Genomic DNA, 14,895 nt, shown 5'->3' with positions numbered 1-14,895 from the left:
CCATGAGCGCGAGCGCCAAGAAGGGCCTGATCGAGGTCTCCGACTTCTGCCTGAGCTACGAGACCTTGGACGGCGCCATGTCGGCGGTCGAGGATGCCGACCTTCTGGTCCGTCCCGGCGAGTTCGTCTCGATCATCGGCCCCTCCGGCTGCGGCAAGTCCACCCTGCTGAATGCGGTCGCCGGCTTCCTGAAGCCGACCCGCGGCACGGTGACGGTGGATGGGGAGGCCGTGAAGGGGCCGGGGGCGGACCGGGGCATGGTGTTCCAGCAATATTCCCTGTTTCCGTGGAAGACCGTGCGGGAGAATGTCGAATTCGGGCTGAAGATGCGCGGCGTCTCGGCCGACGAGCGCAAAAGGTCCGCCCGCACGCTGCTCGGCCTCGCCGGTCTCTCCCAGTTCGAGGATCAATATCCCGACCGCCTCTCGGGCGGCATGAAGCAGCGGGTCGGGATCGTCCGGGCGCTCGCCACCGGGCCGCGGGTTCTGCTGCTCGACGAGCCGTTCGGCGCGCTCGACGCCCAGACCCGCCAGATCATGCAGCAGATCCTCACCAATCTCTGGGAGCGGCTGGAAATCTCGGTCCTGTTCGTCACCCACGACATCGACGAGGCGATCTTTCTGTCCGACCGCATCTATGTGATGACGGCGCGGCCGGGCTCGATCAAGGCCGAGGTGACGGTGCCGCTGCCGCGCCCGCGCGATTCGACGCTCCAGCTCTCGCCCGAATTCCTCGGCCTGCGCGCCGAACTCGGCGCCCTGATCCGCGAGGAGAGTTTGAAGGCGATGGGCGGAGAGCTGAATGCCGATGCCCTCAAGGGTCTCGCGATCAATCTCAACGGCGCGAACCTGTCCGACGTGATCTGACGCACGGTGCGGTGCCGCCGACCTTCGAGGCCCGGATCCGTCCGGGCCTTTTCTTTGCAAGGTCCCGCTCCCGCTCGTGCCGCGCGGCGCTTTTTTAGAAATTAGTTGTCGTTCGAATTCTAAAAAAGCCGCGGCCCCGGCAGCCGAATGCTAGCTTCTTCTGGTCATACCATTGGATGCGCCCATGACTTACGTCGTCACCGACAAATGCATTCGCTGCAAATTCATGGATTGCGTCGCGGTTTGCCCGGTGGATTGCTTCTATGAGGGCGAGAACATGCTCGTCATCAACCCTGACGAATGCATCGATTGCGGCGTCTGCGAGCCGGAATGCCCGGCCGCGGCGATCGTCGCGGACACCGACCCGACCGCCGCACGCTGGCTGGAACTCAACGACCGGCTGTCCCGGGTATGGCCCAACATCGCCGAGAAGAAAGAACCGCCGGAAGACGCCGAAGCGTGGATGGACGTCGACGGCAAGTTCGAGACCGCATTCAGCGAGGCCCCCGGAGGGGCCTGATGACCGAACCGAGACAGGCAGATCGATGAGCAACATCGCCCAGGAAACCGTGCTCGACGTCCACCATTGGACCGACCGGCTGTTCAGCTTCACCGCCACGCGGGACACGGCGTTCCGCTTCAAGAGCGGGCAATTCACCATGATCGGCCTCGAAGTCGCGGGAAAGCCGCTGCTGCGCGCCTATTCGCTGGCGAGCGCGACCCATGAGGACCGGCTCGAATTCTTCTCCATCAAGGTGCCTGACGGGCCGCTCACCTCGCGCCTCCAGGCGCTGAAGGCGGGCGATCCGATCCTGGTCGGGCGGCGGCCCACCGGCACCCTCCTCCTGGACAATCTGAAGCCCGGCAAGCGGCTCTATCTGCTCTCGACCGGCACCGGCCTCGCGCCGTTCGTGTCGATCATAAAGGATCCCGAGACCTACGAACGGTTCGAGCGCGTGATCCTGGTCCATGGCTGCCGCGAAGTGGCCGAACTCGCTTATGGCGAGGCCGTCGTCGCCGACGTGCGCGACCACGAATTCCTCGGCGATTATGCCGGCGCGCAATTGCTGCACTATCCCACCGTCACCCGCGAGCCGTTCCGCAATCGCGGCCGGATCACCGATCTCATGGCGAGCGGCCAGATGGTCGCGGATCTCGGCCTGCCGGCGATCGATGCGGCGCATGACCGGGTGATGCTCTGCGGCAGCCCGCAGATGATCGCCGACGTTCGAACCTTCCTGGAGGCGCACGCCTTCGAGGAGGGGGCGGGCCACAGGCCGAACCATTTCGTCGTCGAGAAGGCCTTCGCGGAGCGCGGCTGAAGCCGGTTCCCCCGTGCGCCGGAACCGCTTGATGAATCCCGGAAGAGGCGCGTATCTCTGAGCCTGCGGACGCCGCGGCCCTGCCGCGCCACGAGGGACCGACGCATGGCCGAAAAGAGTGCCGCCCCTCCCGCGCCCGAACGGGCGGATGGATGGCGTGCCGGGACGGGGGTTCTGCCCGGTCTGGTCTTGACGGCGGCGATCGCCGGCCTCGCTTATGCCCTGCGGCTTTTGCCGGTGATCGGCGTTCTGAGTCCGCTCGTGATCGCGACCGTGGTCGGCATGACCTTCCACAATCTCGTCGGCACCCCGGCCTGGGCCATTCCCGGCGTGAAGTTCGCGCTGCGGCGGATTTTGCGGTTCGCCATCATCCTGCTCGGGCTGCAACTCACCTTTGCGCAGGTCCGCATGATCGGCCCGATCGGGTTTGGTATCGTCGCCTTCGCTTTGTTCGCGACCTTCTTCGTCACGCGCTGGATGGGCCGCCTGATGGGGGTCGATCCCAAGCTCTCCGAACTGATCGCCGCCGGCACAGCGATCTGCGGCGCATCGGCGGTGGTCGCCACCAATACGGTGACGCGCGGCAGCGACGAGGACGTCGCTTATGCGGTGGCGTGCGTGACCGTATTCGGCTCGGCCGCGATGCTGTTGAGCCCGGTTTTGCTGCCGGTCATCGGCTTCGCGCCCCACGCGTATGGCCTGTGGGTCGGGGCGTCGGTGCACGAGGTGGCGCAGGTCGTGGCCGCCGCATTCCAGGGCGGACAGGCGGCGGGGGAATTCGGCACCGTCGCCAAGCTCACGCGCGTCATGCTGCTCGCGCCGCTGGTGCTGGGGCTCGGTTTCGTCGCCCTGCGGCGCGCGCGTGGCACGGACGCTGCCGGCAAGGCGGCGCCTCCGGTCCCCTGGTTCGTGCTCGGCTTCATGGCGATGATCGTCGTCAACAGCTTCGGCCTGGTGCCGGCCGAGGCCAAGCCGGCCTTGGTCCAGACGACCACCTTCCTCCTCGCTCTGGCCCTTGGGGCGATGGGCCTCGAGACCGACATACGCAAGCTCAAGGCGAAGGGCTGGCGCCCGCTGGCGCTCGGTGCCGCCGCCTGGCTGTTCATCGCCGGCCTCACCTTCGGTTTGATCGATCTCCTCGGCGCCTGACTTCTCTTTTTCCGCCGCCCGCGCCATGCTCCGCCAAAAGTGGAATCCGGGAGAAAGACCATGCGTGTGCGCGCCGCCGTCCTGAGGTCGTCGCCGGTCGCGCGCCCTTATGCGCAGACCCGCCCCCTGACCATCGAGGCGGTGCATCTCGATCCCCCGGGCCGCGACGAGGTTCTGGTCAAGATCGCGGCCGCCGGCCTCTGCCATTCCGATTTGTCGGTGATCAATGGCGACCGGCCGCGCCAGACCCCCATGGTGCTCGGCCACGAGGCCTCGGCCGTGGTGGTCGAAGCCGGTGCGGGCGTCGCGGACCTCCGGCCGGGCGATCATGTCGTGATGAGCTTCACCCCCACCTGCGGCCAGTGCCTGCCCTGCCTCGACGGCCGCGCGCAATTGTGCGCGCCGGGTCAGGCGGCCAACGGAGCCGGCACGCTCCTGTCGGGCGCGCTGCGTCTGCGCTGCGACGACGGCACGGACACCTACCACCATTGCGGCGTGTCGGGCTTCGCCGAGCATGCGGTGGTTTCGCGGCGCTCGGTCGTGAAGATTCCGGACGACGTGCCGCTGGTCGACGCCGCGCTGTTCGGCTGCGCCGTGATGACCGGGGTGGGCGCGGTGGTGAACACCTGCCGGGTCAAGGCGGGAGAGCGCGTGGCCGTGATCGGTCTTGGCGGCGTCGGTCTCTCGGCGGTGCTCGGCGCCGTCGCGGCCGGCGCGGAACGCATCATCGCGGTCGATCTCTCGCAGGCGAAGCTCGATCTCGCGCTCGCCCTCGGCGCCACCGACGCCTACCTTGCCGGCGACCCGGATGCCGCCGAGGCGATCCGCGCGGCGACCGGCGGCGGCGTCGACCATGCCCTCGAAATGGCCGGGGCCGCGCCCGCCTTCGAGTTCGCCTACAAGATCACCCGGCGCGGTGGCACGACGGCGTCGGCGGGGCTCGCCAATCCGAACGCACGGATCTCGCTCTCACCGGTCCATATCGTCGCCGACGAGCGGATCATCAAAGGCAGCTATCAGGGCGGCTGCGTGCCGCCGCGCGACATTCCGCGCTTCATCGGCCTCTATCAGCGGGGGCGGCTGCCGGTTCAGAGGCTGCTGTCGAGCACCGGCCCGCTCGAAGAGATCAATTCCGCATTCGACCGCCTCGACCGCGGCGAGGTGGTGCGCCATGTCATCACCTTCTGATCGGCTTAGAACAGGCGTCCGCCGTCCGGCACGGTTCGGCTGGGTCCGATCAGGACGACGGCGCCGGCCGCGTCGGGAAAGCCGAGCGTCAGGACCTCCGAGAGGAATTTGCCGATCTGGCGCGGCGGGAAATTGACCACGGCGGCAACCTGCCGGCCGACCAGGTCTTCGGGCGCGTAATGCACCGTTATCTGGGCGGAGGAGCGCTTGATGCCGATCTCCTGCCCGAAATCGATCCTGAGCTTGATCGCCGGCTTGCGCGCCTCGGGAAACGGTTCGGCGGCCACGATGGTGCCGACGCGGATGTCGACCTTCAGAAAATCCTCGAAGGTGATCGGGCCGGGGGCCGTCATATCCATCTATCCGCCGGTGGTGCTCATGTGCCGCGAGACCGCGGGAATGCGGGTGGTGCGGTCGATCACGAAATCGTGCCCCTTCGGCTTGCGGACGATCGCCGCGTCGATCGCCGCCTGGAGCACTGCGTCGTCCGGCGAGGCGCGCAGCGGCGTCCGCAGATCGGCGGCATCCTCCTGGCCCAGGCACATGAAGAGCGTGCCGGTGCAGGTGACGCGGACGCGGTTGCAGCCTTCGCAGAAATTGTGGGTCAGCGGCGTGATGAAACCGAGCCGCCCGCCGGTCTCCTTCACCTCGACATAGCGGGCGGGACCGCCGGTGCGGTGCGCGCTGTCGATCAAGGTGAAGCGCGCCTCCAGCCCGGCGCGGACCTCGGACAGCGGCAGATACTGATCGACGCGCTCCGCGCCGACTTCGCCGAGCGGCATCACCTCGATCAAGGACAGATCGTGGCCCTCGCCGTGCGCCCATTCCATGAGGCCGGCGATCTCGCCCGCATTCACGTCGCGCAGCGCGACGGCATTCAGCTTGATCTTGATTCCGGCGGCCTTCGCCGCGGCGATGCCTTCCATGACCTTGCCGAGGTCGCCCCAGCGGGTGACGGTGCGGAACTTGTCCGGATCGAGCGTATCGACCGAGACGTTCACCCGCTTCACGCCGCAGGCTGCGAGATCCGCAGCGTAGCGCGCGAGCTGCGAGCCGTTGGTCGTGAGCGTCAGCTCTTCGAGCCGTCCGGTTTCCAGATGTCGGGAGAGGGCGCGGAACAGGGTCATCACGTCGCGCCGCACCAACGGCTCGCCGCCGGTCAGGCGCAGCTTGCGCACGCCGCGCGCCACGAAAGCGGAGCACAGACGGTCGAGTTCCTCGAGCGTGAGAAGGTCCTGTTTCGGCAGGAAGGTCATGTGCTCGGACATGCAATAGACGCAGCGAAAATCGCAGCGGTCCGTCACCGACACCCGCAGATAGGTCACGTGGCGGCCGAACGTGTCCATCAGCGGCCCCAACGCCGCCCCGGACCCCGGTCCACGATCGCTCACATCTCTCAGGATCCGATGCACCTCGCGCTCCTGCCATGGACTGGACGGTCTCCTCGCCGTCCTTGAACTCCTCTATATATCGTATGCCGGGCGCGTATTGATAGGCCCGGTGCCGGAATGCACGGGGCGCGGTCGCGCGCTCGTGACCGGCACATTCCCGCCCTCGGATCCCGCCTTTCGGAGCCCCCATGCCCGCAGCCGACCCCAATGCCTGGCCGACCGAAGTGCGTCTGATCGAGGACAAGCATGCGCTCGTCGTCAGCTTCGAGGACGGCGCGCATTTCACCCTGCCGGCGGAGTATCTGCGTGTCGAAAGTCCGTCCGCGGAGGTCCAGGGCCACGCCCCCCACGAGAAGCAGACCGTGCCGGGAAAGCGCGCCGTGCGGATCGTGGCGGTCGAGCCCGTCGGCGCCTATGCGGTCCGCCTCGTCTTCGACGACGGCCATCAGACCGGCCTCTATACTTGGCCCTATCTCCGGGCCCTGGGCGACGAGCAGGAAGAGCGGTTCGGCCGGTACCTCGAAGCGTTGAAGACGCAGGGCCTCACCCGCGGCTGATCACTTCGCCGGCAGCGGAGCGATCGTCTCGATCGCCTTGCCGGCATCCGTCAGGGTCAGGCGGAGGGGCGCCCGCGACCAATCCGTACCGGCGGGCATCCCGTCCAGCGCGAAGGTGAAGCGCACGAGGCCGTCTTCCCCCGGTTTGCGGGCCGGCAAAGGCAGCGCCCAGGATCCGTCGGGACCTTCCGCGAACAAATCGGCGCTGGCCGGCGCCTTGGCGCGGGCGAGCACCGTGACGAGCGGCGGCGCGGCGGTATCGTCGAGATCGATGGCGACAATTCCGGGCGTCGCGGCCGTGCCGAGAGGCGCGGGCACCGGCAAAGCGGCGCGCGCGGCTTCGAGGGCCGGGACGGCGCTGCCGCCGTCCGCTGGGATGTCGAGGGCGAGCTTGGCCTGCGCCGGGACGCACAGCGCCTCGCACACGGCGAAGTCGAGCGTGAGGTCGAGACGGGATGGGGTTCCCGGTGCCGCGATCCGCGCCGTCACGGGAAACACCACCGCCCCCTTATAGCCGATGGAATAACCGCTGGCCCCGTCGGAGAATCGGCGCGGCGCCGGGTAGGCGACCGCGATGATGCCGAGATTGCGCGACCCGGACCAGTCGAAGTCCGGTGGCACCCCGCTGTCGCCGGGGTAGCGCCAATAGGTCTTCCATCCCGGAGCGAGGCGGATTTCGATGCCGGCTTCGAGCGTGCCGTCGACGACGCGGCCGGACAAAAGCCGCACCTCGGCGCCTTGGACACCGACCCATGGGGTTTCGCCCGCCCCGGCGCGCGCACCGGTGATCAGGGCGGCGCTCAGCAGCGGGGCGAGCAGCAGGAGGAGGGCGGTGCGCACGGACATCATGCTATGCGCCTAGCGCGTCGGCGCCTCGAGCGCAAAGCCGTTGCGCGCACGTTCCCGTTACGGAGCGCGACATCGGCCGCGGCGCGGGACCGGCGGTGCCGCTTGGGCGTTTTCAAACCGCCTCCGGCGCGGTAGGCTTCGCCGATGACGGTCGATATCACGAGCCCTTCCTGCTTCGGTCCGCCCGATTTTCTCGACGGGAAGATGCTCATCGCCATGCCGTCCATGCAGGACGAGCGCTTCTCCCGCACCCTGGTCTATTTGTGTGCGCATTCGGCCGAGGGCGCGATGGGCATCGTGGTCAACCAGCCCGCGAGCCATATCGATTTCGCCGAGCTCCTGGTCCAGCTCGACGTCGTGCCGGCCGCCGACCGCATCCTCCTGCCGAAGACCGCGGAGGCGGTGAAGGTGCTGAAGGGCGGGCCGGTCGAGACCGGCCGGGGCTTCGTCCTGCATTCCGCCGATTATTTCATCGAGAATTCCACCTTGCCGATCGACAACGGCATCTGCCTCACGGCGACGCTGGACATTCTGAAGGCGATTGCCGGAGGGCGCGGGCCGTCGAATGCGGTCCTGGCGCTGGGATATGCCGGCTGGGCTCCGGGCCAGCTCGAGACCGAAATTCAGGCCAATGGCTGGCTTCATTGCCCCGCCGACGCGGATCTCCTGTTCGGCGACGCGATCGAGAGCAAATACGACCGCGCCATGCGGCGGATCGGCATCGTGCCCGGCATGTTGTCGCGCGACGCCGGTCACGCCTGACGCGGGGCGGAACGCGCGGCGCCCGCCTTATCCAGCGGCCGAGCGGCGCCGGCGCGGTTCGGGCGCGACCGGTTCGAACAGAGCCCGGCACTCGTCGCTGGTCAGCGGCTCTCCCAGAATGACGCCCTGGCCGTATTCCGCTCCATAGCGCGTCATCTCGTCCACCTCGGTGTCCTTCTCCAGCCCCTCGGCGATGATTTCCATCCCGAGATGATGGGCGAGGTCGATGATCGAGCCGACGATGATGGGCCGTGCCGCGCGGGCGGCGCCCTTGGCGCTTTCCTGGACGAACCGGCGATCGATCTTGATGGTGTCGAACGGGAAGCGCTGCAGGTAGGACAGGGCCGACTGGCCGGTGCCGAAATCGTCGAGGCACAAACCGGCACCGAGCTCGCGGATGCGCGCCAGCATGACCGCCGCATATTCCGGATTTTCCATCACCAGCGCCTCGGCGACCTCGAGCTTCAGGGAGCCCGGCGCCACCGCGTTGCGCGCCAGCACCGCCTTCAGGTCCTGGATCAGATCGTGCCGCAGCAATTGCCGCGAAGAGACGTTGACGTTCATGAAGAGCGGCGGCTCGACCCGGACCTGGCGCTGCCACGCGCCGAGCTGGCGCGCCGCGCGCTCCAGGGCGAACAGGCCGAGATCGAGGATCAGGCCGGTCTCCTCGGCGATGGGCAGGAATTCGTCGGCGGCGAGCTCTCCGAGCGTGGGATGGCGCCAGCGCAGGAACGCCTCGAAGCCGCCAATGCCGCGATCGGCGAGCCGGACGATGGGCTGGAAGCGGACCAGGATCTCGTCGCGTTCCAGCGCCTGGCGCAGATCGGCCTCGAGGGCGACGCGGTCGATCTTCTGCTGGCGCATGGCGGGGCGGAAGACCTCGATGCGGTCGCCGCCGATCCGCTTGGCGTAATACATCGCGAGTTCGGCATCCTTCAGCACGTCCGCGCGCTTGGTGAGATCCGGGCCGGACAGGACGAGGCCGATCGAGGCGGTGATGAACACCTCGCGGTCGGCGAAGCTGATGGGGGCGCGCAGCGAGCGGCGCAGCGTGTCGGCGAAGGTGGTGATGCGCTCGGGGTCGCGCTCCGACATCAGGATCAGGCCGAACTGGTCGCCGGACATGCGCGCCAGCGTGTCCTGGGGCTTCAGGAGCCGCATCATGCGCCGGGCGACGGTCAGAAGGATCGAATCCGCCAGCGCCATGCCGACCGAAAGATTGACCTGCTTGAAGCGGTCGATGTCGATGAACATCACCGTCGGCTTCAGCGTCTCGTCGATGCGCGCGAAGGTGAGGGCCTGTTCCAGCCGGTCGGCGAACAGTTCGCGGTTGGGCAGGCCGGTGAGATTGTCGCGCACCGCATCGTGCAGCAGGCGCTCGGCCGCGATGCGCTCGCCGGTGACGTCGGTGAGCGTGCCGACGCAGCGCACCACTTCGCCGTCGGCACCCACAACCGGCCGCGCGCGGAGGTTGAAGGTGAGATAGTGGCCGTCGATGGCGCGCAGGCGGAAATCCTGGTCGATCCGGCCGCGCCTCTGGTCGATGATGCCGTCGAGGGTGGCCCGGAACCGGTCGCGGTCGGCGGGATGCAGCACTTCGAGCCAGCCGGCCGCTTCGGTCTCGAGCGAACGGCGCTTCAGCCCGAGCGCCTCCTCGGCCTCGGGCGAGGTGTAGATCCGGTCCGAATCGACGTCCCAATCCCAGACGATATAGCCCGAACCGGCGAGCGCCAGCGCGCGGCGCTCCAGGTCGGAGGCCGAGCTCTGGATCGCGCCCAGGCCGGCGAAGGCATGCTGCATGACCGTGAAGCCGATCAGCATCACGATCAGGACCAGGCCGCCCGACAGAGCCGGGGCGACGAGATCGTTGGTGACGACGCTCTCGACCGTGAGCCCGGCCATCACCACCCAGGCCACCAGAAGCAGCCAGGTGGGGATGATCAGAACCGCGCGGTCGTAGCTGTGCTGCGACAGCCAGATCACGACGCCGAGGCCGGCCACGGCGACGGCGAACAAAGAGAGGCGCGCAATGCCGGCCGCCATCGGCGCATCGAGCAGCGCCACCACCACCAGCGCGGCGAGGAACAGGAGCCAGCCGGCGGCGACATGGACGTAGCGCACGTGCCAGCGATTGAGATTGAGATAAGCGAACAGGAACACCAGCAACGTCGCCGTCAGCACCGCCTCGCCCGCGGCGCGCCAGAATTGCTCGGCCACCGGCGACAGGCCGAACACTTTGGACCAGAAGGAGAAGTCGAGGCCGATATAGCCCAGCACCGCCCAGGCCAGCGCGGCGGCGGCAGGGAACATCACCGAACCCTTCACCACGAACAGGATGGTCAGGAACAGTGCGAGGAGCCCGGCAATGCCGATGACGATGCCGTGATACAGCGTGAAGCTGTTGACCTTGTCCTTATAGGCGTCGGGCTCCCACAGATAGAGCTGCGGCAGATTGGGCCCGGCGAGTTCGGCGATGAAGGTCACGGTCGAGCCGGGATCGAGCGTGACCAGGAACACGTCGGCGTCTGGCGCCGATTGCCGCTCGGGCCGGAAGCCCTGGCTCGGCGTGAGATTGATGATGCGCCGGTTGCCGAGATCGGGCCAGAACAGGCCGGACCCCACCATGCGGTAGAAGGGCGAGACGATCAGACGATCGACCTGCTCGTCGGTGTTGTTGGCGAGCGCGAAGACCACCCATTCGGCATTGGGACGGCCGTCGGTCGTATGGACCTCGATCCGCCGCACGATCCCGTCGGCCCCGGGTGCGGTGGAGATCTGGATCCGATCGCCCTCCGTCGTCACCCGCTCGACCGCCGGAAGGAGGTCGGTCACCTTCGCATCGAGGCGCACGGCCACCGCCTCGACCGCCCGGGCCGGCGGGGCGATCTGGAGGGCGGCGAGCAGAACGAGGCAGAAAACAAGCAGACGCAACGGCAAACCTCCGTCCCCGGACCGCCGCCGGGACGAACCGTCATCACTAAAGCGGGCGTGCGGCCGGAGCAAGGCGAAGGCTTCGCTGGTCCGGTCCGGCGGTGTCTTCGCTGGCCCCCGAACGGGCGGCGGCAGGGTCACGCGGCGTCCAGGACGATCTTGCCCAGATGCGCGCTCTGTTCCATGCGGGCATGCGCCCGGGCGGCCTCTGCGAGGGGGAAGACCTCGTCCATCAGCGGACGCAGCGCGCCTGTCGCGATCAGCGGCCAGACCTTCTCTTCCAGCGCGCGGGCGATGGCGGCCTTGTCGGTCACCGGACGGGCGCGCAGGGTGGATCCGGTATGGGTGAGGCGCTTCAGCATCAGGCGCATGAAGTCGACCTGCGCCTTCGACGCCTCCTGGAAGGCGATCTGGACGATCCGCCCGTCGACCGCGGCGGCCTCGTAATTGCGCTGGATATAGCTGCCGCCGATCATGTCGAGGATGACGTTCACGCCCTTGCCGCCGGTCGCGGCCTTCACCTCGGCGACGAAATCCTGCGTCTTGTAGTCGATGGCGATATCCGCCCCGAGGGCGCGGCAGGCGTCGCATTTTTCGGCCGAGCCGGCGGTGGTGAAGACACGCGCGCCGAAGGCCTTGCCGAGCATGATTGCGGTCGTCCCGATGCCGCCCGCGCCGCCGTGCACGAGCAGGCTCTCGCCCGGCTTGAGGCCGGCGCGGTCGAAGACGTTGCTCCACACCGTGAAGAAGGTTTCCGGGATCGCCGCGGCCTCCCGCAGCGAAAGGCCGGCGGGGACCGGCAGAGCGGTCGCCTCGGGGGTCGGGCAGAATTGCGCGTAGCCGCCACCCGTCACGAGGGCGCACACCGCGTCGCCGATGGCATAGCGCACGGCGCCTTCGCCGCGCGCCACCACCGTCCCGGCGATTTCCAGGCCGGGAATGTCGGAGGCCCCCGGCGGTGGGGGATAGAGGCCGCGCCGCTGCACCACATCCGGCCGGTTGACGCCGGCAAAGGCGACCTTGACCAGCACCTCGCCCGGCCCCGGCAGCGGGGTCGGGCGTTCCGCCGGCACCAAGGATTCCGGCCCGCCGGGCGTCGGGATCGTGATGGCGGTCATCGTGGCGGGGATCTGTGTCATGGCGCTGATCCGGGTCGGGACCGCGCCGGTGCGGCGCGGTGCGTCGGGAGCATTGGAGCCGTGCGGAGACGGAGCGACCGGCCAGGGCGGAGCACCTGTTCGGATCCGGCTCTAGTAACAAAGGGCGGGCGGCGCGAGAATGGAGAAAATCCGCGCATGAAAGGATGCCCCCATGATGGAGGATGACCGCCCCCGCCCGATCCCCGCACCGCTTACCCCCGGGGCCGATCTGTCGCGCCTGTCCGTGGAGGAGATCGAGGAGCGCATTGCCGCGTTTCGCGCGGAGATCGCGCGTCTGGAAGCGACGCTGACGGCGAAGCGTGCGTCGCGCAGCGCCGCGGATTCGATCTTCAAGCTGTGAGGTGCCGGCCGGACGCACGCTGTGCGGCGCAATCGCGGCCAACGTTAACGCAAAGTTAAGCCGTTTGCGTCATCCTGACGCTGTCCGGGATCCGCAGGGGCTGGGCATGGTGCTCGGAACGGCCTCGAGGGCAAGATTTTTCTCCGAGCGCCGTCATGGCACGCCTCCCGTAGACTGAGCCGCCGCAAGGCGGCTCTTCTTTGACGGGAGAACGCGCCGGGATGCCCCGGCGCCGGTCGCATCAGCCCTTCAGCAGGCCGCCGAACTTGTTCTTGAAGCGCGAGACGCGCCCGCCGCGGTCCAGCAATTGCTGCGTGCCGCCGGTCCAGGCCGGATGGGTGCGCGGGTCGATGTCGAGCTGGAGCGTGTCGCCATCCTTGCCGAAGGTCGACCGGGTCGTGTACTCGGTGCCGTCCGTCATCACCACCTTAATGAAGTGGTAGTCGGGGTGAATATCGCTCTTCATGGGATCGGTCCTTGTCGCCGCGCGGCACAGGCCGGCCGGCAGCGGTCTCATTTCGGTTCCTGACGGAAGTCGCGGGTCTATAGCCGAGAGCATGCGTTGACACAAGCGGACACATCTTCGGTCGCCGGCAAGGCCTCGCCGTCAAATAGCGCAGCGGGAGGTCGGCGCCGGCCCTCGCTCGGCCCGCTTGTGGCCCTCTTTCCTTATGTGATGCGGCATCGCGGCCGGGTCGCGGCGGCGCTCGTCGCCCTCTTCGTGGCGGCCGCGGCGACGCTGGCGGTTCCGATCGCAGTGCGGCGTATGATCGATTTCGGCTTCGCCGCCGACCATGCCGGCCTGATCGACCGCTATTTCGCCGTCTTGGTGGGGGTGGTGGCGGTGCTGGCGGCGGCCTCGGCCTTGCGCTTCTATCTCGTCACGACGCTCGGAGAGCGGGTGGTGGCGGATCTGCGTTCGGCGCTGTTCGCGCGCCTCGCCAGCCTCGACGGGGCGTTCTACGACACGGCGCGTTCCGGAGAGCTGACCTCGCGCCTCACCGCCGACACCACCCATATCAAAGTGGCGGTCGCGACCTCTGCCTCCGTCGCGTTGCGCAACCTCGTCTTGTGCATCGGCGCGGTCGGCATGATGGTCGTGACGAGCCCGCGCCTGTCGCTTCTCGTCCTTGCGGCCATCCCCTTCATCGTGCTGCCGCTGGTGGCGTTCGGCCGCAAAGTGCGCGGCCGCTCGCGCAGGGCGCAGGACAGCCTCGCCGATGCCTCGGCCTATGCCGCCGAGGTGATCGGCGCGATCCGGGCGGTCCAAGCCTCGAGCGCGGAAGCGGCGGCGTGCCGGCGCTTCGACGTCGAAGCGGAGCGTGCCTTTTCCGCAGCGCGCGCGGCCACCCAAGCCCGCGCCCTGCTGACGGGAACCGGCATCTTCCTGGTGTTCGCCAGCGTCGTAGCGGTGCTCTGGGTCGGCGCGCAGTCGGTCATGACGGGGGCCATGACCGGGGGCGATCTCAGCCAGTTCGTGCTGTTCGCCGTGCTCGCGGCCAGCAGTCTCGGCGAATTGTCCCAGACCTGGGGCGAGGTTTCCGCCGCGACCGGCGCGGCCGAGCGCATCGGCGAATTGCTCAAAGCCGAGCCGCGGATCCGCACATCCGTCCCTGCGGCCGCGCTGCCCGCGCCCCTGACCGGTGCGATCCGCTTCGAGGCCGTGTCCTTCGCCTATCCGACCCGGCCCGACGCTGCGGCGCTCAGCGCCCTCACCTTCGCCGTTCGGCCGGGCGAGCGCGTGGCGCTGGTCGGTCCGTCCGGTGCGGGCAAGAGCACGGTCTTCCAGCTGCTGGAGCGCTTTTACGATCCGACCGGCGGCCGGATCTTCCTCGACGGCGTCGACATCGCCGCCTGCGACCCTGCCGATGTGCGCGCGCAGCTCGCTCTGGTGCCGCAGGAGGTGGCGATCTTCGCCGATACGGTGCGCGAGAACATCCGCCTCGCCCGGCCCGATGCCAGCGACGCCCAGGTCGAGGCGGCGGGACGCGCGGCGGTGGTCGACGAATTCGTCGCGCGCCTGCCGCAGGGGTGGGACACGATGGTCGGCGAGCGCGGCGTCACCCTGTCGGGCGGCCAGCGCCAGCGCATCGTCATCGCCCGGGCGATTCTGCGCGCGGCGCCGATCCTGCTGCTGGACGAGGCGACGTCCGCGCTCGATGCGGAGAGCGAAACCCTGGTCCAATTGGCGCTGGAACATTCCATGCGCGGGCGCACGACCCTGGTCATCGCCCACCGCCTCGCAACCGTTTTGTCCGCGGACCGGATCCTCGTCATGGAGGACGGGCGGCTGGTGGACGAGGGGACCCATGCCCAATTGGTGGCGAAGGGCGGGCTCTATGCGCGCCTTGCCGCCCTCCAGTTCAATGCGGCCGCCTGA

15 protein-coding genes are annotated in these 14,895 nt (G+C 68.5%); 9 read left to right on the top strand and 6 right to left on the bottom strand.

What is annotated here, in order from left to right:
- The first annotated feature begins 2 nt into the window (after positions 1 to 2).
- The 5 genes from EDC64_RS10400 (at position 3) to EDC64_RS10380 (ending at position 4,525) form a co-directional block, all read left to right on the top strand.
- A complete protein-coding gene (locus tag EDC64_RS10400) occupies positions 3 to 866 on the top strand; it encodes an ABC transporter ATP-binding protein (RefSeq protein WP_132031218.1) in 864 nt (287 codons plus the stop codon).
- A 184-nt stretch (positions 867 to 1,050) separates the two neighbouring features.
- Entirely contained in the window at positions 1,051 to 1,386 is a 336-nt protein-coding gene (gene fdxA, locus EDC64_RS10395; protein ID WP_132031217.1) for a ferredoxin FdxA, read from the top strand.
- 25 nt (positions 1,387 to 1,411) lie between these two features.
- Positions 1,412 to 2,188, top strand: a complete 777-nt coding sequence (locus EDC64_RS10390; protein WP_132031216.1) for a ferredoxin--NADP reductase — start codon at positions 1,412 to 1,414, stop codon at positions 2,186 to 2,188.
- 105 nt (positions 2,189 to 2,293) lie between these two features.
- Positions 2,294 to 3,337, top strand: coding sequence for a YeiH family protein (locus EDC64_RS10385; RefSeq protein WP_132031215.1), 1,044 nt, complete (start codon positions 2,294 to 2,296; stop codon positions 3,335 to 3,337).
- A 60-nt stretch (positions 3,338 to 3,397) separates the two neighbouring features.
- The gene (locus EDC64_RS10380; protein ID WP_132031214.1) at positions 3,398 to 4,525 is read left to right on the top strand and encodes a zinc-dependent alcohol dehydrogenase family protein; all 1,128 of its coding nucleotides are present in this window, start codon (positions 3,398 to 3,400) and stop codon (positions 4,523 to 4,525) included.
- 5 nt (positions 4,526 to 4,530) lie between these two features.
- Here EDC64_RS10380 and EDC64_RS10375 read toward each other — a convergent pair whose 3' ends face one another.
- Complete coding sequence (locus EDC64_RS10375; RefSeq protein WP_245504641.1) at positions 4,531 to 4,878, bottom strand: tRNA-binding protein; 348 nt, start codon at positions 4,876 to 4,878, stop codon at positions 4,531 to 4,533.
- Positions 4,879 to 4,884: 6 nt separating this feature from the next.
- Positions 4,885 to 5,871: a GTP 3',8-cyclase MoaA gene (gene moaA, locus EDC64_RS10370; protein WP_132031344.1), complete on the bottom strand. Its 987-nt coding sequence runs from the start codon at positions 5,869 to 5,871 to the stop codon at positions 4,885 to 4,887.
- A 233-nt stretch (positions 5,872 to 6,104) separates the two neighbouring features.
- Between moaA and EDC64_RS10365 the strand changes: the two genes are divergently transcribed.
- Positions 6,105 to 6,473, top strand: a complete 369-nt coding sequence (locus tag EDC64_RS10365) for a gamma-butyrobetaine hydroxylase family protein (RefSeq protein WP_132031212.1) — start codon at positions 6,105 to 6,107, stop codon at positions 6,471 to 6,473.
- Here the strand turns inward: EDC64_RS10365 and EDC64_RS10360 are convergent, their stop codons facing one another.
- Entirely contained in the window at positions 6,474 to 7,322 is an 849-nt protein-coding gene (locus tag EDC64_RS10360; protein WP_132031211.1) for a protein-disulfide reductase DsbD domain-containing protein, read from the bottom strand. It lies immediately after the preceding gene.
- Positions 7,323 to 7,466: 144 nt separating this feature from the next.
- Here EDC64_RS10360 and EDC64_RS10355 point away from each other — a divergent pair, with 144 nt between their 5' ends.
- Positions 7,467 to 8,084: a YqgE/AlgH family protein gene (locus EDC64_RS10355; RefSeq protein WP_132031210.1), complete on the top strand. Its 618-nt coding sequence runs from the start codon at positions 7,467 to 7,469 to the stop codon at positions 8,082 to 8,084.
- 27 nt (positions 8,085 to 8,111) lie between these two features.
- Here EDC64_RS10355 and EDC64_RS10350 read toward each other — a convergent pair whose 3' ends face one another.
- Both EDC64_RS10350 and EDC64_RS10345 read right to left on the bottom strand, forming a co-directional pair.
- On the bottom strand, positions 8,112 to 11,021 hold the full coding sequence (locus tag EDC64_RS10350; RefSeq protein WP_132031209.1) for an EAL domain-containing protein: 2,910 nt from the start codon (positions 11,019 to 11,021) through the stop codon (positions 8,112 to 8,114).
- A 131-nt stretch (positions 11,022 to 11,152) separates the two neighbouring features.
- Positions 11,153 to 12,154: an NAD(P)H-quinone oxidoreductase gene (locus EDC64_RS10345; protein ID WP_132031208.1), complete on the bottom strand. Its 1,002-nt coding sequence runs from the start codon at positions 12,152 to 12,154 to the stop codon at positions 11,153 to 11,155.
- A gap of 172 nt (positions 12,155 to 12,326) precedes the next feature.
- On the opposite strand from EDC64_RS10345, the gene EDC64_RS10340 reads away from it, so the two are divergent.
- Complete coding sequence (locus EDC64_RS10340; protein WP_132031207.1) at positions 12,327 to 12,515, top strand: DUF1192 domain-containing protein; 189 nt, start codon at positions 12,327 to 12,329, stop codon at positions 12,513 to 12,515.
- 241 nt (positions 12,516 to 12,756) lie between these two features.
- Here the strand turns inward: EDC64_RS10340 and rpmE are convergent, their stop codons facing one another.
- The gene (gene rpmE / locus EDC64_RS10335) at positions 12,757 to 12,981 is read right to left on the bottom strand and encodes a 50S ribosomal protein L31 (RefSeq protein ID WP_029004218.1); all 225 of its coding nucleotides are present in this window, start codon (positions 12,979 to 12,981) and stop codon (positions 12,757 to 12,759) included.
- A gap of 96 nt (positions 12,982 to 13,077) precedes the next feature.
- Here rpmE and EDC64_RS10330 point away from each other — a divergent pair, with 96 nt between their 5' ends.
- Positions 13,078 to 14,895: an ABC transporter transmembrane domain-containing protein gene (locus EDC64_RS10330; protein ID WP_132031206.1), complete on the top strand. Its 1,818-nt coding sequence runs from the start codon at positions 13,078 to 13,080 to the stop codon at positions 14,893 to 14,895.

This window comes from Aquabacter spiritensis, assembly GCF_004346185.1.
GTDB lineage: Bacteria > Pseudomonadota > Alphaproteobacteria > Rhizobiales > Xanthobacteraceae > Aquabacter > Aquabacter spiritensis.
Note: the sequence above shows the minus strand (reverse complement) of the source record. Positions and strands in the feature narration are given on the sequence as shown.

Coding starts and splice junctions, on each gene's coding strand:
- EDC64_RS10360 (WP_132031211.1), bottom strand. CDS start 7,322: ATGATGTCCGTGCGCACCGCCCTCCTCCTGCTGCTCGCCCCGCTGCTG.
- EDC64_RS10340 (WP_132031207.1), top strand. CDS start 12,327: ATGATGGAGGATGACCGCCCCCGCCCGATCCCCGCACCGCTTACCCCC.
- fdxA (WP_132031217.1), top strand. CDS start 1,051: ATGACTTACGTCGTCACCGACAAATGCATTCGCTGCAAATTCATGGAT.
- EDC64_RS10345 (WP_132031208.1), bottom strand. CDS start 12,154: ATGACACAGATCCCCGCCACGATGACCGCCATCACGATCCCGACGCCC.
- EDC64_RS10365 (WP_132031212.1), top strand. CDS start 6,105: ATGCCCGCAGCCGACCCCAATGCCTGGCCGACCGAAGTGCGTCTGATC.
- EDC64_RS10380 (WP_132031214.1), top strand. CDS start 3,398: ATGCGTGTGCGCGCCGCCGTCCTGAGGTCGTCGCCGGTCGCGCGCCCT.
- EDC64_RS10390 (WP_132031216.1), top strand. CDS start 1,412: ATGAGCAACATCGCCCAGGAAACCGTGCTCGACGTCCACCATTGGACC.
- EDC64_RS10375 (WP_245504641.1), bottom strand. CDS start 4,878: ATGACGGCCCCCGGCCCGATCACCTTCGAGGATTTTCTGAAGGTCGAC.
- EDC64_RS10385 (WP_132031215.1), top strand. CDS start 2,294: ATGGCCGAAAAGAGTGCCGCCCCTCCCGCGCCCGAACGGGCGGATGGA.
- EDC64_RS10400 (WP_132031218.1), top strand. CDS start 3: ATGAGCGCGAGCGCCAAGAAGGGCCTGATCGAGGTCTCCGACTTCTGC.
- EDC64_RS10355 (WP_132031210.1), top strand. CDS start 7,467: ATGACGGTCGATATCACGAGCCCTTCCTGCTTCGGTCCGCCCGATTTT.
- moaA (WP_132031344.1), bottom strand. CDS start 5,871: ATGGACACGTTCGGCCGCCACGTGACCTATCTGCGGGTGTCGGTGACG.
- rpmE (WP_029004218.1), bottom strand. CDS start 12,981: ATGAAGAGCGATATTCACCCCGACTACCACTTCATTAAGGTGGTGATG.